This is a genomic window from Nostoc sp. UCD121 (genome assembly GCF_014222285.1).
In the GTDB taxonomy this organism is placed as follows: domain Bacteria; phylum Cyanobacteriota; class Cyanobacteriia; order Cyanobacteriales; family Nostocaceae; genus Nostoc.
On record NZ_JACKZS010000029.1, the window covers coordinates 1 to 21,783 of the forward strand.

Below are 21,783 nucleotides of genomic sequence, written 5' to 3' on the forward strand. Positions count from 1 at the left end.
CCCCCCTAACAATGATTATCATTTTTATTATCTGTATATTTTATTTTCTGGAAGTCCCTTATCATTATTAGCCGTGGTAAGGGTCTGACCATCGGGACTGAAACTGACGCTGTAGATGGGACTACTCTGTGTCTCTGATCTGTTAAGAGTTGAAAGAAATTTACCATCAGGATTCCAAAGTTTCACTCTTCCACTTAAACTAGCAGAGGCAAGGGTATCGTCAGAACTGAAACTTACACTAGTGACTGTACTATCTTGTTTTTCCAGGGTCTTAAGTTGCTTACCGTCTTTGTTCCACAGTTTCACAGTGCGGTCATAACTGGCAGAGGCAAGGATTTGATCGTCGTGGCTGAAACTCAAACTATAGATTATGCCTGTATGCCCCTCGATCATTTTAAGTTCTTGACCCTGTATGTTCCAAAGTCTCACGATGCCGTCGTCACCACCAGAGGCAAGAATCTTCCCATCATGACTGAAACTCACAGCCCGAATTCCAGTATTCAGCTTTTTAAAGGTTTTAAGTTCCTTGCCATCTTTTTTCCAAAGTTTCACCGTTCCGTCATAACTGGCAGAAGCAAGAATTTGACTATCGGGGCTGAAACTTACGCTGAGGACTTGATCTGGATGCCCTTTTAAAGTGTTGAGCAAACGACCCTGTTTGTTCCAAAGTTTTACGGTGTTATCTCCACTAGCGGTAGCGATCGCTTCCCCATCGGGACTGAAACTAACGCTTTGGATATAATTGCTGTGTCCCTGGAGGCGATCGCGTTCTCTTACCCAGTAAACCGCCTGTCCCAGTACCTCGATCGCCTTTTGCTGTTGCTGAAGTGGAATGTCAACTTTGGCTTGAATTAGTTCTTTGAGTTGCTTGCCGGCTTTTAAACCTTCTATCAGGGCATCAATTGTATTTCTATTCGAGGTAAAACGCGCATCTGATGCTGAAATTAGAGCTTGGAGTTCCGATTTTTGTGCTTTTACGCGCAGGTCGTCAGCCTGCTTCCAATTAATTACTGCAACAATAGCCAATCCTATTGAAATTACCAACCCTGAAGTCAAAGCAATAAATCTTGTTCTGTGACGCACCTTCTGGGCTTTGCGACTTTCGCCAATGTATTCTTGTTGGAGTGGCGTGATCAAGGGTTTTTTACCTGCCCCTTGAGTGAACCACTGCTCTGCTTCTTCTAATTCACTACCTTCTAGCAAATAACTATTGTTGCGTTTTTTCTGATCCCATTCCAAGGCTCGCACGATTATGCGAGTATGCTGTTTAACATGAGCTAGGTCAGTATCGAGGGCTTTGAGTAATGATTGCAACGCTTCCTCAAAATCATTACTTTCCTGAAAGAAAATATAGTTGATTTTGGCTAATTCGGGATCAACACCCTCAACATACTGCCATACAATTGGCACTAAACGTTTATTGTGCTTGAGGGCGTGTTCAATCTCTTCACCGCAGACTTCAGAAACCACTGAATTCGGACTAATAATAAAGATAAAATTATCAGCGCCTTCAATTCCTTCATAAATTTCTTTCCGCCAATCTGCCGTGGACGGAATCCCCTCCCAGTCCACCCAGATATCTCGCTTTTGTTGCTTGAGTGCTTCATAAAGCTTCTTGACGAACTCTTTATCTTTGCGGGAGTAGGAAATAAAAGCCTCAGCCATATAAATTTCTATAAATACTTAATAAAATTTAGTTTAGGTGGTAACTTGACGAATATGTTACTGTTTTCTTTAAGAAAATACTGTTTGTTTACTATCTCTGTAAAAAATCTATATACTTCAGAAAAAGAATTACTTGATAGTTTATATATTCCTAATATAGGATGATATTTTAGGTACATTTTCACTAGCAGACCAAAATCAGCTATTTTGACACAAAGCTTAAAGTAAATTTTCAAATGAGGGCAATTTTACTTTGCTTTTTGATCCATTAAAATCACAATCTCAGTAGAATCGCATAATTATGTATTGGTGTCAATAAATATTGGATAAAAAATATAGATACATAGCATTGCTATGCTTCTACAAAGGTTATAGATAAGGCATATTTAATTTTTGGATATGTCTAATAGCAACTCTTCTGTTTGTAAAAGCTAGATAGATAAAGTAGCCGTAGCGATCGCACATGAAGATTAAATGACTCTTAAATGGTGTAGGATGGTACTCTTGCATCTTGCTTGAAGGTGATATCTTCCTGAGAACAGCTTTGTTGTTATCAGCTAGATTAATGAGTCGAATTAATGGATTTGTAGGGCGACGTGACTTCTTAAAATTTGCCAGTGTGGTAGGTATTGCGGCTACTGCTTTTGGTGATAGCTTTTGGAATACAGAGCAAACTGCTATTGCTGATATTCACCCAGTTAGCTCTAATCCAGTAAGTCCTAATGAAGCTATAAAACGCTTACTAGATGGGAATCAAAGATTTATCAATCAAAAACGCAAATATCCCGATCAATCATTAGAACATCTGCGATTAGTCGCTAAAGCTCAATATCCCTTTGCCGCCATATTGGGCTGTGCAGATTCCAGAGTCCCTGCGGAAATCGTTTTCGATCAAGGTCTTGGAGATTTATTTGTCGTGCGAGTTGCTGGTAATGTGGTCAGTGACACAGTTATAGGTAGTCTAGAATACTCTACAACAGTATTGGGCTCGCAGTTGATTGTGGTTTTAGGTCATAAAAGATGCGGTGCAGTGGCAGAAGCAATCAAAAACGAACCACTTCCTGGAAGAATTGGTTTGATTATTGAGGGCATCAAACCATCTGTTGAAAGGGTAAAGTTAAGAACGGGTGATAATACGCAAAATGCAGTTATTGCTAACATTCAATATCAGACTGAAAAATTGCAGGAAAGCTCAACAATTTTAGCTAAATTGCTCAGTGAAGGTAAACTAAAAATTGTTGGTGCTTGTTACGATATTGACACTGGTAAGGTCAACATAATTACTTGAATACATAATACTTTTAGGCGTACTATTCTGAGCTTAATAATGTTATAAAAAATTGTTATTTATAAAATATTTCTATCGCTTCTCTTTTAGGGTTTAAAATCCCATCTGCTATGGGTTGCTTATTTTGTATTGGGGTCTAAATCCCCATCAAAAAACCTAATCAGTAAACCAAAAAGTTTTGCAAAAAGGGCGAATCACTATGGATACAGTAGATATCACCAACAAATCAATACAGAGAAGCAAGTATTATGCAATACTGATTACATAAAAAATACTTATCCTATTTTGCAATAGTTCAAAATATGAAATGATCCAAGTAAGAGACCATTTATAAAGTAAATCTTTGACGACAAGACGACGCAGCATGATCCGAGTCATAACAGCATATATAGCAGCTTCACTCATTTCTGGAAGATGCTCGTAATCCTTACTGAGACGACGGTACTGGTTGAGCCAACCAAAAGTTCTTTCTACTACCCAACGCTTGGGTAAAATCTCAAATTCTTTTTCTGTACGACGTATTACTTCAACATGAGCTTGAATCATTAGCCAGATAGCTAGGGCAAACTTATCACCGTCATAGCCTGAGTCAACCCACATGACTTCAACTTTTTCCAATAATTCTGGGCGTTCTTCCAACAATTCCATCAAAGCATAGGCTGCAAGTACTCAATAGGGGGGCATTTCCTTCATTGACTACAACTTTCAGCAGCAATCCAAGGCTATCGACTATGGTTTGGCGCTTCCTACCCTTAATTAATTTGCCACCATCAAAACCGTATACCTCCCCCTTTTTTCAGTCGTTTTTACCGACTGACTGTCTGCGGCGATGCCTACGGCGAGCTTTGCTAACGCACTTGGTTGTGTGGATCTACCTAATTTTAAGCGCACTTGGTCACGCAGTGTGTGATTTAATTTTTCCCAGATGCCTTTACGCTGCCATTTGCGGTAGTAGCTGTATACCGTTGAGCTTGGTGGAAAATCCTTTGGAAGCATATCCCATTGACATCCCGTTTTTAAGTGATAGTAGATTGCATTGCATACTGCTCGCATATTAGTTGTACGAGGATGCCCTCCAGATTTAGCTGCTGGAATTAGAGGCGCAAGGATTTCCCACTCCATATCATTTAAGTCTGTGGGATAAGACTTTCGTGCCATGAGCAACTATGTAAATACACTGTATATTAAGTATCTTATTATTGCGAACGCTCTTTTTTACTCATCTTTAGATTTACTTTATAAATAGCCTCTAAGGCTTGTTTACCATAAAGTTGAGTATTAAGTCTATTAATACTCTGCCCTAATAGTTAATAATATTTTAAACTAGGTATTAGCCACTTTTCATATTTATATAAAAATACTACATATAGTATAAAGATTTATACGTGTAATGAAAAATTCATTTGCCAGAACAGCAGAATTGCTTCGCCAAAATTTGCACAAGTATTTGCGATCGCTTAACAATTGGTTTTTCGATACACCAGAAAGGGCACTATTAGAAGCTCAACAAGCCGCTCAGAGAATTAAAAACATCGAAATAGAACATTTTGAAGGTAAAAAAATATCTTCGAAATCAGTAAAATATACTGAAAATGCGATGTCTTATTGGCAAATTTACCTCGATAAAAACTTAACTATTATCAAGTTCAGGCTGGCAGAATTCCAACTTAGTCGGGGAATTATCAATATCTCTAATTCTGTTTTATTAGAAAAGCTGAAGGTGATTGATGAAGTTGTAGAAAAATATGCAATCAAAGATGAACTGATTAGTAACAGTGAGTTATTGTCAAATTATGAACCATTAAAACTTAATCAGAGTGAAATCAATAAACAACCAGAATTATCTAATATTAAACCTCTGCCTCCAAATCAAAAAGCTAGAGCTTTGCCTGGGTCTATTGGCAGAACTATTAATAAAATTAAAGGAGATTTTTCACCACAGGGAGAAGAAGAATTTGTCAGAAATCACCGAATTTATAGAAATAGAACAAGAATTGGTCTAAGATTTTTGCTCACTTTAATTATTGTTCCATTTTTGGCTCAAATCTTATCTAAACAATTCTTAGTGATTCCTATATTAGAAAGTACTAGAAGCGAGAATAAATCTCAAATTTTCATCAATTCTGACCTGGAAAAAGAAGCTCTCCATGAATTATCTAATTTTCAAAGTAACTTGAGGTTTGAATCTTTATTAAATAATGCACCAGCCCTTTCTTCGGAGGTAATTAAAGAAAAAATAAAAGAAAAAGCAATTGAGATAGCTGAGGAATTTAATCTAAAAACTAATAGTGCTGTTAGTAATGTTTTTGCTGATTTGATATCATTAATTTCTTTTAGTATAGTTATCATTTATAGTAAAAGAGAAATTGTAATTCTTAAGTCTTTCATAGATACTATAGTTTATGGATTGAGCGATAGTGCTAAAGCTTTTATAATTATTCTCTTTACAGATATATTCGTAGGATTCCACTCACCAGATGGGTGGGAGGTTCTTCTGGAAGGATTTGCAGAACATTTAGGTTTGCCAGCCAGTAGAAATGCAATATTTGTATTTATTGCGACATTTCCTGTAATTTTAAACACTATCTTTAAGTACTGGATATTCCGCTATCTGAGTCGCTTATCTCCGTCGGCATTAGCAACATTAAAAGAGATGGACGAGTAATTTATAATTCATAGTTATATTATTTTGATGCATTTTTCTGATGATTCGCTAGGCTATGTATATCCTGGTTTTTCTTAAGCGTACTATGGATTTTGAAAGTAAAGCCAATGCCCCAACTTCCACAGACAATATAGAGTTTGCTCAACAAACTACTAACCGTAAGCCATTGCAATTGCTGCGAGATACCGAGGCTTTACTACGCCGCCCAACTGTAGCAACACTGTCGCCGATTTTGCCACCAAAACTGAGCAATAAATTCCAAGCAACCTCATCTTTGGCAGATGACTACTTTAACGAATTGGCAGAAATTGACCTAGACACTATTAGTGATTTTGAACTGCGACCTGTACGAATTCGTGTTGGCTTAAGCTTTGTTGGTTTTGGGGCATTGATGATATTAGTGCTACTACTGTACTTGAACACCTTGCATCCAGAACTCAGCACTGGTGAGCAGATTTTGCAATACTGGTATCAATATGTTTGGTTTGTTAGTTTGGGTGTTGCAGGGATGTTTATGTTGGGTCGGGAAGCGATGCGTCCTATGCCGAAACGACGGAAATAATTCTTAAGGAGGCAGGTTGAAAGACAGGTGTAGCTACAGCTATATTTGGTATTTTAGGATTTATTGCATTTAGAGTTTCTTCTATAAGGCTTACACAACACATAGTATGAATTGAGGGTTAGCAAACACACGTCAGTTGATAACCCACAACTGGAGTTACTTATCAGCCTTACTAGCCTTTTTGATACCTTGCCATCTTTGCCGCAGTCGCTTCAAGTTAGGCGTATGACCACCATAACGCCAGCCAACATAAGCTTGGCTAATCTCATCTATTACCTCAGCAGTTGCTGGGGGATGATGCTGGTACGAGCCTCTGGCATACTCTAAAGGGGTTTGTGCTGGATGTTTACCTAAACCTTTTTGGGTTGTCCATTGCAGCATTTGTTGATAAAGGCTTTCCATTGCTGGCAATTTCTTTAACCATCGGCGGTTGCGCCACTCTCGCCACTGACCCCAACCCAACCAACCGAAGAAAGCCGCTGTAGTTGCCAAGATTAAGCCAGTTAATATACCAAACCAACCTTGAGAAAATAAAGCTAAAAACCAAGCGATCGCTCTAATCACCCACTTAAATATTGTCTCAAATACATTATTCAACAAACCTGTCACTGGAGAAGGTAGCCATCCAGCAACCCAGTGCCATAGCTGGCGCAATACACTAAAAGTCTGAGTATCTTCTACTGATGGAGGTATGAGGGGATGATTGGGAATCGGGTCAAAGGCAAACCAGCCATATTTCGGAAAATATACTTCCGTCATCGCATAAGCGTCAGTATTACGGACAACATATAGCCCAGTAAATGGATTAAATTCTCCTGAACTAAACCCTGCCACTAACCGCGCTGGGATACCAATGGAACGTAGCATCACTGTAAGAACTGTGGAGAAGTGGTCTGGATAACCCCCTTTATATTTGAATAAAAAAGCTTCTACTAAGTCATCTTTTTCTCCCAAATAAGGCAAATCTAAGGGATTTTGGGGAAGAGAGTAACGTTGCTTTAAATATTGAGCTAAGTAAAGAGCCTTTTCATAGGCTGAATCTAGGCTTTTAGAAGACTTTGTGACTCCTTCCCGACTGTAGTTAGCAAGGATTTCTTCGGTACGTTGTCGGACTTTTTCAGCAATTTCGGGAGGAATTTGCAGATAATGCTTCTTAATCTGTCGCGGGTAATTAGTAGAAGCTTGACCTAATGAAGTGCGATCGCGGTATGGTACTTCAGAAATTACTGTGTAGGTGAGTCCTTCTGATAATTCCACAGGCGATCGCAATCCATCTTCTTTATCAACCGCGACCATTGGTGTCGGAAAGTAAATCTCTTTGGGATAAGCCATCGCCGGAATTAGGTTAGGCAAGTCCGCCACTACTGTATAAGTTTGTACTATTTCTTGGGTTTTAGCAGTAGTCAGAGGTGGGTTCAAGAAAATTTGGTAAGACCAAGGTGATCGCTTGATGGTCGTAACATCTTCATTACGGGAAACTTCCCATCCTTTACCCGTATAGCGGTCAAATCCTAGTACTCGCCAAAAACCCTCAGCTTGCGATCGCACCCGCATTACAACCTTGGGTTTCATCTCGCCCCGCAGGTTTTGATTCATTTGGCTATTAAAACCGTAATAAAAGTTATTATCTACCTTACCTGGTTCACCACTTTGGCCTTGTCCCGTACCACTACCACCACTGCCTTGATTATCACCTTTACCTTGGCGGACATAACCGGGATTAATGATACTACGACCTGTGAAATTACTTTTTACTTGAATAGCAGAACTTACAGGAAAATTCCGTAATTGATAACCGGGAAATCTTGGTAAAACAGCGAAAATTGCCAGTCCCAGACTGACAATTAGTAAAAAAGTCAGAGTTAAAAATTTAAAATTAAGAGTTGAAGAATTCTTTGGGTTGAATTTTTCCTTTTGAGTTTTTAATGGCTGCAAACCCAAGCGTGAGCGATAATCTAGCACTAAAGTTGGCAGAGCGATCGCTAAAAATAACAGCAACACAGGTGCAAATGCTAAAGTCTGACTTAGCGTTGCCGCCACACCCAATAAAATCAGTCCTATAACAATCGAATAGCCCAAATTTTTCCGGCGGGGTGTATCAAAGCTGTGCAACACCTGAAGTTGAATTAATAACTCCGCCAAACCCAACCGCGTATCATTCAACTCTCCCACTAACCGCCCAAAGAAAGCACCCAGCGCTACTAACATTCCGATAGCAATGCAAAACTGAACCGCAACATTGCGATCGCGGCGACGATAGTAACTCCAAGCTGCACCCAATACACTCAGGGGTAACGCCCAAAAACTGAATGAAGTCTCGGCGGCGATATCAGTCGCCCCAATTCCCAAAATAACCAATGCTAGCACCAGCACCCGCAAGGAAATTGAATCTTCCACTTCTGTCAAAGGCGATCGCTGCAAATTTTGCCGCCAGAAATTATCCACAGGGGCACGCCAAAACCGATTCATCCTGGATAAGTTGAGCATTTCGAGTCTAAGTTATAGATGCCACGGAAACAATGTTGAGGACGAAACTATTCGCCCTACTTTAAAGTATTCCCGTTAGAAGAAGCTTTATTATCCTGTCTTCATTCATCTATCAAGGTTTAGCGCCTATTTTTACAAAATAAAAAGGTTGAAAACTCTGTTTTCAACCTTTGCTTCCCTTTTCCTGTCGTAGGGTTTCATTGCGCCAAGAGTGAACATAATTTTGTATAAAAAAACAGCACAATCGAATAAATTCGTTGTGAAAAATTGGTTGCTTGGTAAAATAGAGGCGAAATCAGCATAACAAACTAACTCGTTCCCCAGGCTTTGCTAGTAACCGAGTGGACTTACGAGTACCCACGAACATTCAATTTATGGGATGGAGGGTGAGTCTACACCATTGGTTAACTGTAACCACGCCTAAGTATAAGTAAGCACCCTGTTGCTAGTAGTATCTAGAGACTGAAAAATGCCCAAGGCAACAGCTAGGGAATAGTTACCTTAAGATATGCGGCATTACGTACTAGCCGTGGCAATTAAGATTACACAGTGGGATTGATGACAAACAAAAGCGGCTGTTGGTCTATTTCTGGAAACTCAACTTCCAGAGTATAAGTTGGGTTAAGTTGCTCACAACCTAACTCTACACTTAAGTATCCCGAAGTCGAAGATGTTGCCATTGCTAAAGTACCACTTCCACGAAGTATCAAAGTTCCTTTAACAGGTAACTCAGCTTGAACAAGTAACTTCGTAAGTTTACCTTCAGACTGATACTCTACTCTGATGTTCAAATTACCGACAGTGGTTAGCCATTGTCTTTCTACCACTGGACTGGTTGCTGAAAGTGGTAGAGTCAAATTTTCCAGCAACTGTTTAGCTGCCAGCAACGACAAAGCCATCTGTTGACGCGGCTGTAAATCTGAGTAATCGCTCTGAATATTGGGCATTGTCTCCAGAGTACTGACAGAGCGATAAGTACTTCTTAGCACCAATCCAGCTATATCATTTAGTGCTTGAGACTCGTTGGGAAAAAAGTTCTCCACCACTTGAACTAATTTTGCCCCTAGAGGGACTGAAGATGTCACCAATGCCTGACACTGTTCCAGCAATTGCTGGAAAACTCTCTCCGGCAAGGGACAAGGCAGTTTCAGCTTCGACTGTTGTACCATCCATCCCCAGGTAGGAACGAGCGTCATCGACGGCTCATCAACAAAATCGGGATAGTCGATTAATTGTGTTTCCCAGGGAAACAAAGGTGGGTGGTCTTGGGCTTGGATTTGTAACCGATGTTTAATGACGGCTTGAAAACGATCTTGCACAGTAGGAATTTCTCCCAATTGAAGGGTCTGGGGCGTTCCTCCCAATTTTGGCTCACTGCTTTTTGAAGCAGTGGCTTCATTGATGAGTTTTTTTACCCCGTCATTTTCCTCAGATTCTACCGATTGCTCGTTATTTTTGACATCATCTGTCAATAACCAACCGAGATACTGGTATTGTGAGGATTCTGAGTCACTATTCATGAGTAGATGCACCTGATCCGGACACTAATGAGTTACGAATTTCCCAAGCTTGCTCAAGAATCTTAAACCACCGTTTTTGAAGTTGTGCCATTGACAGCCCTAAAGTTTTGGCGATTTTTTCATCGGCTTGTCCTTGTTGCTTCAACTCTAATAAAGACCGTTGCTTATTGTCCAGCTGTGCTGTGTATACTTGCCATTGTTGGGGAGTTAAACCCAAATTGGTGTGTAAAGAAGCTTCCAGCCACTCGTGAACTAATTCCCAACGGTGTAATAAAGCAAACCGAATTAAATGATACTTGAAGCGCTGCTGTAAGTAATCTCTCTGACGAGGGGTTAAACCTAAAATCGACTCTATTTCTTGTGCTGAGAGATCCTGGAGGCGGAGGGAAAAGTAATCAGCACAGTCAGATTGTTGTCGTTGTTCGAGATAATTCATTAATTCTGTAACCACAACCGAACGCAAGGTATCTTCTTCTGGTTCGGGTTCGGCTTGCGTTGCCATTGTGGAGCGCAATTGATGCACTGCTGGTTCTTCCCAAGAACCATCGCCTTCGTTATTGCTACCTTCTGCGGCTTGTTCTATATCTACGCTGGTTTCTGGGGGCTGCTGTTGAGAAAAAGTTTGTGCCCGCAGGATAATTAGCTGCTGCTGACGGCCTGGTAAGGGAATGCGTCGTTTGCCGTAGCGCTCGGTAAATGCCATATACTCAGACAATTCTAGAAGCGTCTGAGGGCGATAGGTAGCACCAAGTTGATTTTCTCGCCGGAAAGCGTTTAATGCTTCCAGATAAAAACTTTGTAAAAAATCTTCGATTATAGTCAGTCGCCCTTGATAACTCAATTGCTTCTGAGGCGGATTAATGTATCGATAAATAATTGCACTCAGAGTACTGTGTAATTCTACTCTGCCCCGATTTGAACCCAACTGATAGTACCTGAGACACTGTTGTAGCCGATGCCGAGCTAGGGTCATCGCCGAGCTTTCTACAGTTCCAGAAGCTTGAATACGTTTGCTTTCATGGCAAATCCGATAGACTTCGGTGGTAATACGTCTTGCTACGTCATGGCAATTCTGTTCCGAAGCTTTGGTCGATTGTTGAAACTCCTTGGATAGGAGTTGAAAGATCACCTCCACGCCTTTAGAATTTTCTCCCAGAATATTTGCAGATGGAATTGTTGCGGTTGCGGCTGAATTCATAGTCTCAGTTTTCAAAAGACCTTAAGTATTTAAATACAACCTGTACGACTGTGGGTATTGGCTTTTTTGGTTTTACGTATAAGCTAAACGCAGACCAATCCTACATTCAGGATATGGCTGATTTTATTATTCCCAACTTGGATGGGATTGTTCACACTTTGATAGATGTTATTGCCATTACCCAGGAGCCGTATACAAGTCATTATGGATTTAGAAGCACAAATTCAATTGCTGATTGACAATGCACCCCGCGATGGTATAACACCAAATCTAATTGCAGCAATTGCTCCTGCCCTTAGAGCGATCGCTCAAAAATTACGCCATTCCCAGTACTATATTCTCCAAAATTCGGAGGCAAGCTGGGTTTTAACTACTTTGAGCAATCGTGCTAATCCAGGATTGGAAAAGCGCGTTATTTACGCTTTCCCTACCATACAGGATGTCTCTCTAATTTCCCCTGCTGGGCTTGACCCTCAAATGCTAGCTAAAATTGTTCCTGTCACACATATTTTGTTCCAATTGGTGGCATTGGAACCCGTAGATAGTATCCTTTTTTTGGAAACGCCGGGTAAGACCACTCATACCGTCGAAATTCGGCGAACTGATCTAGAGAAACTCATGCAACAAAGGTTGCGGCAGCAGCGATCGCCTAAACAGATACCCCCTGATATTGCATAGAAAAATTTGGGATGTGGGATTTTTTAGATACAATCCCACATCCCAAATTTTAAAGCTCAAATTTGTTTGAAAAAGTTTTTGATGAAAAGAAATTAATGCCAATTACTACCCTTTTAGTTCTTTAAAGAACCAGGCTATCGGCTTAATCTAAAATTGGTGAACAAACAGTTATCAGTGAACATTTTTCAAAATTTAGCTGACAACTGAGCCAAATTTCCCCACCTAAGAACATTTGGTAGGTTTAACTTGGCATCTAAAACCCCATTTTGTACCTAATAACTAATAACTGAGTTAATAGAGGCGGCTCAGTGTGTACTCAGCTATGTTAATTAATGCCTGGTGACATTCTGAGGGTGGGAGAACTGCAAGATGTTCAATTGCTAACTTAGCATGGTGAGCAGCTAACTCCCGTGCCTGGTGTATGCCTTGACTATCTTGAATTAGTGCTAGTGCTTGCTCTAAATCTCCATCTTGAGCAAACTCTCGGTCAATTAGCACTTCCAAGGATGGTTTTTCCGCTAAAGCAAATAAAACGGGCGCAGTTAGATTACCACTTTTGAGATCAGACCCCACTGGTTTACCCAAGGTATCTGTCGTACTGGTGAAATCTAGAATGTCGTCAACGATTTGAAATGCTATACCAAAATGACGACCGTAGCTATACAGATGCTCAACAGTTTCCCGCGAGACTTCACTAAGTAACCCAGCAGCTTTAGAACTGTTTGCGATTAACGAAGCTGTTTTGTAATAACTCTTCTGGAGGTAAGTTTCAATAGAGATACCACCATCAAAACGATTTAGTCCCTGCTGGATCTCCCCAGTAGCCAGATCCATAATGACTTCTGAGAGGAGTTTCACAACCTCCAAATTGTCCAAGTTGGCTAAATACCAGGACGATTGGGCAAAAAGAAAATCTCCTGCTAATATGGCAATGCGATTACCGAACAAACTATGAACGGTAGGAACGCCTCGCCGCACGTCTGATTCATCTACCACATCGTCATGTACCAAGCTTGCTGTATGAATCATTTCTGTAATCTCAGCTAGGCGGCGATGACGCGGTGTAATATCTTGCTCTAACATTGTTGCCCGCGATATTAGCAGGACAATTGCTGGTCTGATACGCTTTCCCCCAGCTCCGAATAAATGTTCGGCTGCTGCAAACAAAATGGGGTGGCGATTTCCAACTAGCTGTTTTAGGTTATCTGCTAGTAGTCGCAGGTCTGCTTCCACAGGGGTAAACAGGGAGGTGGCTGGGGTCATGGATGGGCGGACTCTGGCTTAGGTTACGAAAGTTTACATATCCTACACTCATTTTAAGATAACCCTGTGCCAGCGCAAAGTTTTCATAGGACAATCCCATTTTCATGATTCTATCGGTGATAATTAAGGTTGTTAATACTTTTGTCAATAAGTAATTATGCTTGATTTTTGAGAGAATCATATTCTAAACTAACTTAAAAAATGGCTTCTCAGTACACTGGGACAAATGCTAGCTTAAATTGTATTAAGTAGTTTGCAAGTACACGTTTACCGCTACAGATCAAAGCAAAATTCAAGCAATATTACTTATTGACAAAATAGATATAATTTAAATTGGGTTGCCGATCGATAAAACTAAATTTCTTCAGAACTGAAGTATAGCTATTCAAAAAATTTGAAATTTAGCATTGGAATGGGCTTCAAATTCAGGGTCGTTGTGTTACGCTAAAATGTAGGAATTTTAAATTTTTCAGATATTCACACCCCAAAGTAATTCACTTACTAAGTGATTTTACTAGGTCGGTGATGTGAGTCTAAAATAATTAGTCGTAGCTTAGATTAAGGGAATAATCCCTTTGATTTTTCCTACGATATGCAAAACTCCTGGCTTGGAGCTATGCTATATCCCTATGGGAAGCCGCTACACGTCTTCAGCGCACGTTGAGCGCAAGCATTGCTCTTTTCACAGCAGTGTGAGTAAAAATAACGCAGATCAAGTAGACCGCTGAGAATCGTAGTTTTAGATTGCTAAACGGCAATCTAACTGCTGTGGATCTATGGTCTGCAAGAAGTCTCATTAGACAATAAATTCTTTGTCCGTAGAGAATTTTATCTCTATAGGTAATCTTACCATTATGAAGCTACAGCAATCAAGAATGTACTTGGTTGGCTGAGGTTCTACTAATTTTATGGAATTTTATATTCGTTTGAAAGGGTGCTAGTAGAACAATGATTTACGGAAGTATACCTATGATGATTTTTATTTTAGCGTCTGGATATTTGTTCACAGTCTACCTGTTATTGGCACTGGCAAAGCGAACGGGTACAAAGACTGTTCCTAAAAGTTTTCCTTCATCTGCCGAAGGAAAACACAAGCAGGAGATATCAGTAAGGGCAAAGGTGACTGAAGCTGTTAATAGTCAGTAGTGGGTAGTGAGGAGTTAAGAGTTATTAATTAAAAATTTTTAACTCCTAATACTCATTATATCTGAGGTTGCTTACGAACAAGGGGATTTTGCCCCTTGCCTCACTAGTTTGATTCTGTAAAGTTTCACAAAGAATAGGTATAAACCTCGTCTAGCTCGAAACCTGTGGTTTTTCTGCCAAAAAATATAAAAACCTTAGAAATCCCCTTGGTCTAAATCGTTCTATTTGTTTGGGTCGTTTTTATCCTTTTTGTCCTTGGGATCTTTTTTAGGTTTTTTAACTTCTTTATTACTTTTTCTTTCCTTCGACATTAGCGTTCTCCAACTAGGTTATTCAGTGAAAGCTTCCATTTTCTGCCGTTAGGAAATCAGGAGACGACTTACCTGATATTCTTATAAGGCAAAAAATAAAGTATCAAACATAAATTGCTACTAACTACAATGATACGGTGTTGTTTGATTTAATGTAGCTTGAATCCATATTGCTAGAGGTTGGCCAAATTTCATCAAGATTCAGGTTACAAAGGAGAATTTTCTTCCCTGGCAATCATAACCTAAGTAAATCAGCTTAAATAATTAAAGATTTGCAAGACTTACGCAAATAATAGCCAAAACCACACGCGGTAGGGATAGTATCATGAATTGCCTCTACCGCGTGTGGTTTTTTGTAAATTCTCTTCTAACCCCCTTGACTGACTATTGCTCCAACAATTTCAATCGTTGCCACCAACGATTGAGAGGATAATAGACCACGGGTGCCCACAGACTACTAAGAATGGCAGACGCGAGGGCGACACGCTGATAATATGTCCAAATATCTGTTACTTTGCGCTCATTTCCTATCAAAGTTAATTGCAACCCAAAGATAGTTTCTGCCAAAACTGCCATCACAAAGACAATTACAGCAATTGAAATAAAGTCTTCTTCAATAAAACGCTGTTTCTGGAGTAGACCAGTTAAAATTCCCACGATTCCTAAACTGATGGCGTGACTAGGGTTAGGTGCTGTCATGGAATCTTGAAGTAGCCCCAGAACTATACCTGCCAAGGCTCCAGCAAATACTGTGCGCTTCACACTCCAAGTTACCACCCAAATTAATAGCCAGTTAGGGCCAATTCCCAATAATTCCATACCTGGCAGGCGGGTTGGCAATAATAGTAAACATAAGAGTACAGAACTAGCCGTCACTAACCAACTAAATAGCTGCCGTACACCGGGATGCCAACGAGAAAGCGGCTGGATTCGGAATTTCGATTTTCGCTCTGACGATTTTGGCTTTTTCTGCCTGCTAATACCAAATGCAGGAATCTTCATTTTTCTATGGATTTTCAAGGGAGAATTTACTTAGACTTTTGCGGCAGTTGATTTGCCGACTTTTCATTTTCCGGCTGTTGGTTTTCTGGTTTTGGATAAACTGCTACCCAATCAAGAGAGCGGATTGGCGGAAAAAGCTCAATTTTCGCTACTGATGCGGGAAGTTTCTTTAAATCCAGCGACTTAATTCGTCCTACTGCCAAGCCAGATGGAAATTTCTGACTATAGGTAGATGTGGAAACTAAATCTCCTATCTTGACATTTGGGACTTTTTCATAAAACTCCAGCACAGCTTCGGCAGAAGAATCTCCTCGCAAAACGCCTTTAGCTGCTGTGCGACTAACTGATACACCAACTTGACTCTTGAGGTCACTGATTAACAAGACGCGGCTAGTATTGGGAGTTACACTCTCCACCAAACCGACTAATCCGCCATCGGCCTTGACTACAAAGCCTTGCTGAATGCCTGCATTCGCGCCGCGATTCAGAGTAACTTGTTGCCACCACTGGTCAGCACTACGTCCTACTACCCTGGCTGGAATTGGCCGTGATGCCAGTGGCTCTTTTTCCACATAGCCTAATAAATCTTGTAGCTTTGTCTTTTGACTTTCCAAATCTACTATACGGGTTTGCAATTCTAATATCCGGGCATCTCTGATACGTTCTTCTGGAGTTGGCCCTGACTGCAACATCTCTAATGGACGGGTAAGTGCCTGGTATGTCTCAAGCACCAATTCACCTTGAGTTTGTCTCAATACCCAAGCACTACCAACTACTAGAGCTAACAACCCTATTTGTAAGCCTTTACGATCCCACCAACGCCGTATTGTAACCATATATACCTTTATCTACTTATACAATTAAGTTCTATTTGGATTCTATTTATATAGAACCCAAATAGAACTCAAGTATGATATTTTTTTGCTACATATTGCGAGAGCTTTCGGTAACAACCCGTTCTAACTGTTTGAAGTTTTCTAACACCCGACCGGTTCCCAGCACAACACAACACAGAGGGTCGGCGGCGATGTGGGTAACAATCCCCGTTTCATGACTAATTAAGGTATCTATGCCTTTGAGCAAAGCACCACCCCCAGCTAACATAATCCCTCTGTCAATAATGTCTGCTGCTAGTTCTGGAGGTGTACGTTCCAGTGTCCGCTTCACAGCTTCTATAATTACTGATAGTGGCTCCAACATACTTTCACGGATTTCTGGGCCTTTGATGGTTACAGTTCGCGGTAGACCAGAAAGCAGGTGTAAGCCTCGGATTTCCATCATGGCATCATTATCATCATGGGTAGGATACGCAGAACCAAGCCGAATCTTGATGTCTTCAGCAGTCCGTTCACCAATGACTAAGTTATGAACTTTTTTAATATACTGAATGATTGAATCAGTTAGTTCATCCCCAGCAATGCGTACTGATTCGCTGATTACTGTACCCTGAAGACTCAGCACCGCGACTTCGGTTGTACCACCACCAATATCGATAATCATGTTGCCAGTGGGTTCGGCAACAGGCAGTCCTGCACCAATGGCGGCAGCTACAGGTTCATCGATTAGATAAACTTTTCTTGCTCCTGCTTGGTGAGCCGCATCCATCACAGCTCGTCTTTCTACACCCGTGACCCCACTGGGAATACCAATGACAATTCGGGGTAAAATTAGAGATTTGCCTTCATTTACACGCTGAATAAAGCTTTTCAGCATTAGCTCGGCTATATCGAAATCAGCGATTACACCATCACGCAAGGGGCGGAGGGCAATCACATTTCCAGGTGTGCGGCCGAGCATTTTTTTGGCTTCTTCTCCTACTGCTAGTGCTACCTTTTCGTTAACATCGATAGCAACTACAGAAGGCTCTTGCAGTACAATACCTTTCCCAGATACATAAACCAGGGTGTTAGCAGTACCGAGGTCGATACCCATATCCCATGATGTGCGAAAGTTCCTAAAAATACCCACGCTTCTCTAAGCCCCCTATGTGCGATACTTCTTGACTACAACGGTAAGAGTGGATTCGATTATCTTTGTATCCTGAGTTCAGCAAACTAAACTATATTTTTATATGATTCCCAGGAATATTTACTATGTCTCAGGCCCTTGTTTTTTGATATTCTCTGGTTTGCTTAGTATATCCGTATACTTTTATGTGTTTCTCCAAGTAGTTATGTATAATTTTTCAATTCCACTATATTGTTAACTGTTTAACACATTATTTTCAAGTGTTTCACAATTCGCTATGATGAAAGTCGGAATTAACAAGTACACCTGTACTGAAAGGTAAAACCTATGAGTATCAATATTGTCACCCTTGTTGGCCGTGTAGGCGGCGACCCAGATATAAAATATTTTGAGTCTGGTAGTGTTAAGTGTAGATTGACACTAGCGGTAAAACGGCGATCACGCAACAGCGACGAACCTGACTGGTTCACTCTGGAATTATGGGATAAAACGGCTGAAGTAGCAGGTAATTATGTGCGTAAAGGCAGCTTAATTGGCATCAAAGGTTCCTTAAAGTTTGACACATGGAGCGATCGCCAAACAGGAGCAAACCGTTCTACACCAATTATTAGAGTAGACCAACTAGAATTATTAGGCTCTAAGCGCGATGGAGAGGGCGGTGGAGATATGTCTTCAGAACATTTTTAATTAATTGGGAATTGGGCATTGGGCATCCCTTCTCTGCGAGACGCTACGCGAACGGCTTCGCTCAGGGCAAGTGGGCATTGATTATTAGTCCTTTGCCCTCACAAATGACAAAGGACTAATGACAAATGACTAATAACTAATTTGTAACGTCACCGATGCTTCTACTTCCTGTTCACCACCAACGACAGGAGTGGAAGAATCAGCTACTTTGGCAGCCTCAGCCCGTAAAAACATGGGTGGTGGAGGCGCAGTGGCATTATTAACTTGAATGCTGACTATTTCTTTGGATTTGAAACCCAAAGCACTGAAAACAGCATCAGCTTGCAACCGGGCATCTTGGGTGGCTTCTTTTAATGCTTGTTTTTGAGCAGCTGCGATCGCTTCATCATTCGCAACAAAACTAATACCATTAATTTGTGTTGCACCCGCTTTCACTGCATCATCTAATAACGTACCAGCTTTCTCTGTGGGAATTCTAAAACTCACCGTGTTACTGGCAGCATAGCCTGTAATCCTCTGTACATTATTGGTGTAACTGTAAACTGGATTCAGTCGGATGCCAGTAGTTTGTAATTTTTCGACATTTTGGCTTTTGAGGAACGCAACTACAGCCGATGATTTCCGGGCGGCTTCTTGCTGTACCTCCTCTGCTGTTTTCCCCTGAATCTCCACTCCTAAGCTAACTTGCGCCAAGGTTGTTGGAATTGTTTCAACTCCGCGACCACTGACACTAAGGGTTCGCCACATTTTCTCCTTCTCTTGCGCCAATGCAGGCAGTACAAAAGTTGCACATACTAGCAGGGCTAAAGGCAGTATTTTCCACAAGTTTCCAGATGGAAACTGAGAACCGGGTAAAGCGGCTCTAGTCATAAGATTTACACTCCTCAAAGTATCCACAGATGTTTTTAATAAGCGTATTTAGCAATCTTCTGGTGGTTGTTGAGAGTCAACAGCCACCACAAGTTTTTCACAACTTTAGTGCGATCGCTAGATACGATTTCTATGTTCTTACTTTGACACTGCGATCGTCAAAAGCTGAAATGGTTACATTTTTTGATACTAAAAAAATTACACCAACATTTTTAAAGATTTTGTCATGATGGTAAATTCATTCACCGACTTTGACTTACTGTAACTTTCTAAACTGTCTGTAGCAAAGGTTTACGAAGTTTTCTGATAGCGCTTGATGGAGTGGATAAGTGGTACAAATTAAGCTTTTGAACCTGCCAATAGCGTCTCCACAGATAGATGTTTTTCAGAAACACGTCAAAATCAAAGAGAAGGATTTTCACAGAACCCATGCATTTGTTAGATCCAATTAACTTCTCTTTTCCTCTGCTGGCTACTGCAACAGAAGCCGCAGACAGTTCAATGGTAGTAGCCGCAGTGCTACTAAGCTTAGTAGTCGTTTACCTCGCCAGCAAAGTTGGTGGAGAGTTATCAAACAAAGTGGGTTTGCCGCCCGTTTTAGGCGAACTAGTAGGTGGTGTGGTAGTTGGCATCTCTGTTTTCCACCTTTTAGTGTTTCCAGAAGGCAGCACAGACAGTTCTAACTCTTTGATCATGTCCTTCCTTCAAATCACTGCTGGTTTAAGTCCTGAAGCCACTCCAGCAGTATTTGCAGCCCAGTCTGAGGTCATTTCTGTTTTGGCAGAGTTGGGTGTGATCATCCTGCTGTTTGAAATCGGGTTGGAGTCGAACTTAAAAGACTTAATGGCAGTTGGTATCCAAGCCACCGTTGTAGCAATAGTGGGGGTAGTAGTACCCTTTGCTGCTGGGACTGTGGGACTGATGACTTTATTTGGAATTGCTGCTGTACCCGCAATTTTTGCAGGGGCGGCTTTGACTGCAACTAGTATTGGCATTACTTCCAAGGTGCTGTCAGAGTTGGGGCGGCTCAATTCTAAAGAAGGGCAGATTATTTTAGGTGCTGCTGTAATTGACGATGTTCTAGGAATCATCGTTTTGGCGGTAGTTGCCAGCCTAGCTAAAGATGGTGTGGTGGATGTTAGCAAAGTTATTTATTTGATTATCAGCGCCACTGGTTTTATTTTGGGAGCAATTCTACTAGGGAATGTTTTCAATAAATCCTTTGTAGCGATCGCTGATCAACTCAAAACACGCGGTGGACTGGTAATACCAGCATTCATCTTCGCCTTTGCTATGGCATACCTTGCCGCCGTCATCCACTTAGAAGCGATTCTGGGAGCTTTTGCGGCGGGTTTAGTTCTAGAAGAGACTGATAAGCGCAAAGAACTGCAAAGGCAAGTCTGTCCTATTGCCGATATGTTAGTGCCAATTTTCTTTGTGACTGTTGGGGCAAAAACTGATTTGGGAGTGTTAAACCCAGCAATTCCCGATAATCGAGAAGGTTTAATTATGGCAACTTTCCTGATCATAGTAGCCATTCTCGGTAAAGTTATCACAGGCTTAAGCGTGTTTGGTCAACCGGGAATCAACCGTTTAGCGATCGGTGTGGGGATGATTCCTAGAGGAGAAGTTGGATTAGTGTTTGCTGGTGTTGGCGCAGCCAGTGGCGCTCTTTCGAAACCACTAGGGGCGGCAATCATTATGATGGTTATCTTGACAACCTTTTTAGCTCCTCCTTTGTTACGATTTGTGTTCCCAGATCCAAAAACTGTGGATGCAGGCTCAGACCAACTGGTTTTAGATGGTTCTTCTGGAACCTCGTTGGTAATTGAACCACCTAAATCGAAGGTGCCAGCATCAAATGACAGTGGCAATTTGGAAGTAACTCCAGATTCTGGCGATCGCTAATCAAAATATTGGGTAAATTCTTACTGAGTTCTGAGTGATTTTCTCTCAGAACTCGGCACTTTAAATTCAGTAAAATCACCGTATTTTGAAGATTCTGCAATTATAAAGTGGAAACTTCTCTCTCCAAATTTCCGTCCCATCTGATTGTAGAATAATCGTCTGTTTATAATTTCTACCCGCATTCGGAATGTTATTTATTTCCAGTATCCCTAGGCTTGTGAGCCATTATCTGAATATTTTCCAGGTAATTGGGGAGTAACACCCATAAATTTTGCTAGATCGTCTGACAGTAATGGGAATTATCTACTTAGTGCATTGATGGCAAAAAACAAAAAACAGTTATCAGTGAACGGTTATCAGTTATTAGTTTTCTAGCTTCCTTGGGAGTCAGATTCCTCCACCTCCAAAGGTGGAAGATTTTATATTGGGATTTCAAGCAAATATGAAATCTGATAACTGATTTAAGCGTGTCTTTATACCAGCTTAAAAATCAAACAAGGCATCAAGATCAAGTTTAGGTGGTGACGGTGTGATGACTTACCAATGAGTTGAGATATTGACGACT

Annotated in this window: 17 protein-coding genes and 1 pseudogene; 8 read left to right on the forward strand and 10 right to left on the reverse strand. The window is 40.9% G+C overall.

Translation table 11 applies throughout. From position 1 onward, the window contains the following. Positions 1-27: 27 nt before the first annotated feature. On the reverse strand, positions 28-1,665 hold the full coding sequence (locus GNF10_RS08965) for a TIR domain-containing protein (protein ID WP_185607142.1): 1,638 nt from the start codon (positions 1,663-1,665) through the stop codon (positions 28-30). 565 nt (positions 1,666-2,230) lie between these two features. Here GNF10_RS08965 and GNF10_RS08970 point away from each other — a divergent pair. Further along, the gene (locus GNF10_RS08970; RefSeq protein ID WP_185587939.1) at positions 2,231-2,953 is read left to right on the forward strand and encodes a carbonic anhydrase; all 723 of its coding nucleotides are present in this window, start codon (positions 2,231-2,233) and stop codon (positions 2,951-2,953) included. 348 nt (positions 2,954-3,301) lie between these two features. Here the strand turns inward: GNF10_RS08970 and GNF10_RS08975 are convergent. Continuing rightward, a pseudogene (locus GNF10_RS08975) lies at positions 3,302-4,111 on the reverse strand (IS5 family transposase); the annotation flags it as partial. Positions 4,112-4,343: 232 nt separating this feature from the next. On the opposite strand from GNF10_RS08975, the gene GNF10_RS08980 reads away from it, so the two are divergent. Next, positions 4,344-5,618 (forward strand): proton extrusion protein PcxA, encoded by a 1,275-nt coding sequence (locus tag GNF10_RS08980; protein ID WP_185607143.1) that lies wholly within the window; start codon positions 4,344-4,346, stop codon positions 5,616-5,618. Between the two features lie 85 nt (positions 5,619-5,703). Then, positions 5,704-6,180 carry a hypothetical protein gene (locus tag GNF10_RS08985; protein ID WP_185584605.1) on the forward strand — a complete coding sequence of 159 codons (477 nt, stop codon included), beginning with the start codon at positions 5,704-5,706 and terminating at the stop codon, positions 6,178-6,180. 156 nt (positions 6,181-6,336) lie between these two features. Here the strand turns inward: GNF10_RS08985 and GNF10_RS08990 are convergent, their stop codons facing one another. From GNF10_RS08990 to hetZ, 3 genes are all read right to left on the reverse strand, one after another. After that, on the reverse strand, positions 6,337-8,667 hold the full coding sequence (locus GNF10_RS08990; protein ID WP_260446289.1) for a DUF3488 and DUF4129 domain-containing transglutaminase family protein: 2,331 nt from the start codon (positions 8,665-8,667) through the stop codon (positions 6,337-6,339). A gap of 542 nt (positions 8,668-9,209) precedes the next feature. After that, positions 9,210-10,187 carry a PatU gene (locus GNF10_RS08995; protein WP_185584602.1) on the reverse strand — a complete coding sequence of 326 codons (978 nt, stop codon included), beginning with the start codon at positions 10,185-10,187 and terminating at the stop codon, positions 9,210-9,212. Continuing rightward, on the reverse strand, positions 10,180-11,385 hold the full coding sequence (gene hetZ / locus GNF10_RS09000) for a heterocyst differentiation protein HetZ (RefSeq protein ID WP_114085764.1): 1,206 nt from the start codon (positions 11,383-11,385) through the stop codon (positions 10,180-10,182). Before hetZ ends, GNF10_RS08995 begins: the two co-directional genes overlap by 8 nt. Positions 11,386-11,589: 204 nt before the next feature. On the opposite strand from hetZ, the gene GNF10_RS09005 reads away from it, so the two are divergent. Next, positions 11,590-12,063, forward strand: coding sequence for a hypothetical protein (locus GNF10_RS09005; protein WP_185584600.1), 474 nt, complete (start codon positions 11,590-11,592; stop codon positions 12,061-12,063). A 291-nt stretch (positions 12,064-12,354) separates the two neighbouring features. Here the strand turns inward: GNF10_RS09005 and sds are convergent, their stop codons facing one another. Then, on the reverse strand, positions 12,355-13,326 hold the full coding sequence (gene sds, locus GNF10_RS09010) for a solanesyl diphosphate synthase (protein ID WP_185584599.1): 972 nt from the start codon (positions 13,324-13,326) through the stop codon (positions 12,355-12,357). 948 nt (positions 13,327-14,274) lie between these two features. Between sds and GNF10_RS09015 the strand changes: the two genes are divergently transcribed. Next, positions 14,275-14,472 carry a hypothetical protein gene (locus tag GNF10_RS09015; protein ID WP_185584597.1) on the forward strand — a complete coding sequence of 66 codons (198 nt, stop codon included), beginning with the start codon at positions 14,275-14,277 and terminating at the stop codon, positions 14,470-14,472. A 695-nt stretch (positions 14,473-15,167) separates the two neighbouring features. Here the strand turns inward: GNF10_RS09015 and mreD are convergent. The 3 genes from mreD to GNF10_RS09030 form a co-directional block, all read right to left on the reverse strand. Next, complete coding sequence (gene mreD / locus GNF10_RS09020) at positions 15,168-15,785, reverse strand: rod shape-determining protein MreD (protein WP_185584595.1); 618 nt, start codon at positions 15,783-15,785, stop codon at positions 15,168-15,170. 26 nt (positions 15,786-15,811) lie between these two features. Further along, positions 15,812-16,621 (reverse strand): rod shape-determining protein MreC, encoded by an 810-nt coding sequence (gene mreC, locus GNF10_RS09025; protein ID WP_185584593.1) that lies wholly within the window; start codon positions 16,619-16,621, stop codon positions 15,812-15,814. A gap of 88 nt (positions 16,622-16,709) precedes the next feature. Beyond that, positions 16,710-17,717, reverse strand: a complete 1,008-nt coding sequence (locus GNF10_RS09030) for a rod shape-determining protein (RefSeq protein WP_094330992.1) — start codon at positions 17,715-17,717, stop codon at positions 16,710-16,712. A gap of 363 nt (positions 17,718-18,080) precedes the next feature. On the opposite strand from GNF10_RS09030, the gene GNF10_RS09035 reads away from it, so the two are divergent. After that, positions 18,081-18,440 carry a single-stranded DNA-binding protein gene (locus GNF10_RS09035; protein ID WP_012408517.1) on the forward strand — a complete coding sequence of 120 codons (360 nt, stop codon included), beginning with the start codon at positions 18,081-18,083 and terminating at the stop codon, positions 18,438-18,440. Between the two features lie 129 nt (positions 18,441-18,569). Here the strand turns inward: GNF10_RS09035 and GNF10_RS09040 are convergent, their stop codons facing one another. Continuing rightward, positions 18,570-19,310, reverse strand: coding sequence for an SIMPL domain-containing protein (locus GNF10_RS09040; protein WP_185584591.1), 741 nt, complete (start codon positions 19,308-19,310; stop codon positions 18,570-18,572). Between the two features lie 29 nt (positions 19,311-19,339). On the opposite strand from GNF10_RS09040, the gene GNF10_RS09045 reads away from it, so the two are divergent. Both GNF10_RS09045 and GNF10_RS09050 read left to right on the forward strand, forming a co-directional pair. Beyond that, on the forward strand, positions 19,340-19,540 hold the full coding sequence (locus GNF10_RS09045; protein WP_185584589.1) for a hypothetical protein: 201 nt from the start codon (positions 19,340-19,342) through the stop codon (positions 19,538-19,540). Between the two features lie 199 nt (positions 19,541-19,739). Continuing rightward, positions 19,740-21,218 carry a cation:proton antiporter gene (locus GNF10_RS09050; RefSeq protein WP_185584587.1) on the forward strand — a complete coding sequence of 493 codons (1,479 nt, stop codon included), beginning with the start codon at positions 19,740-19,742 and terminating at the stop codon, positions 21,216-21,218. Positions 21,219-21,783 lie beyond the last annotated feature (565 nt).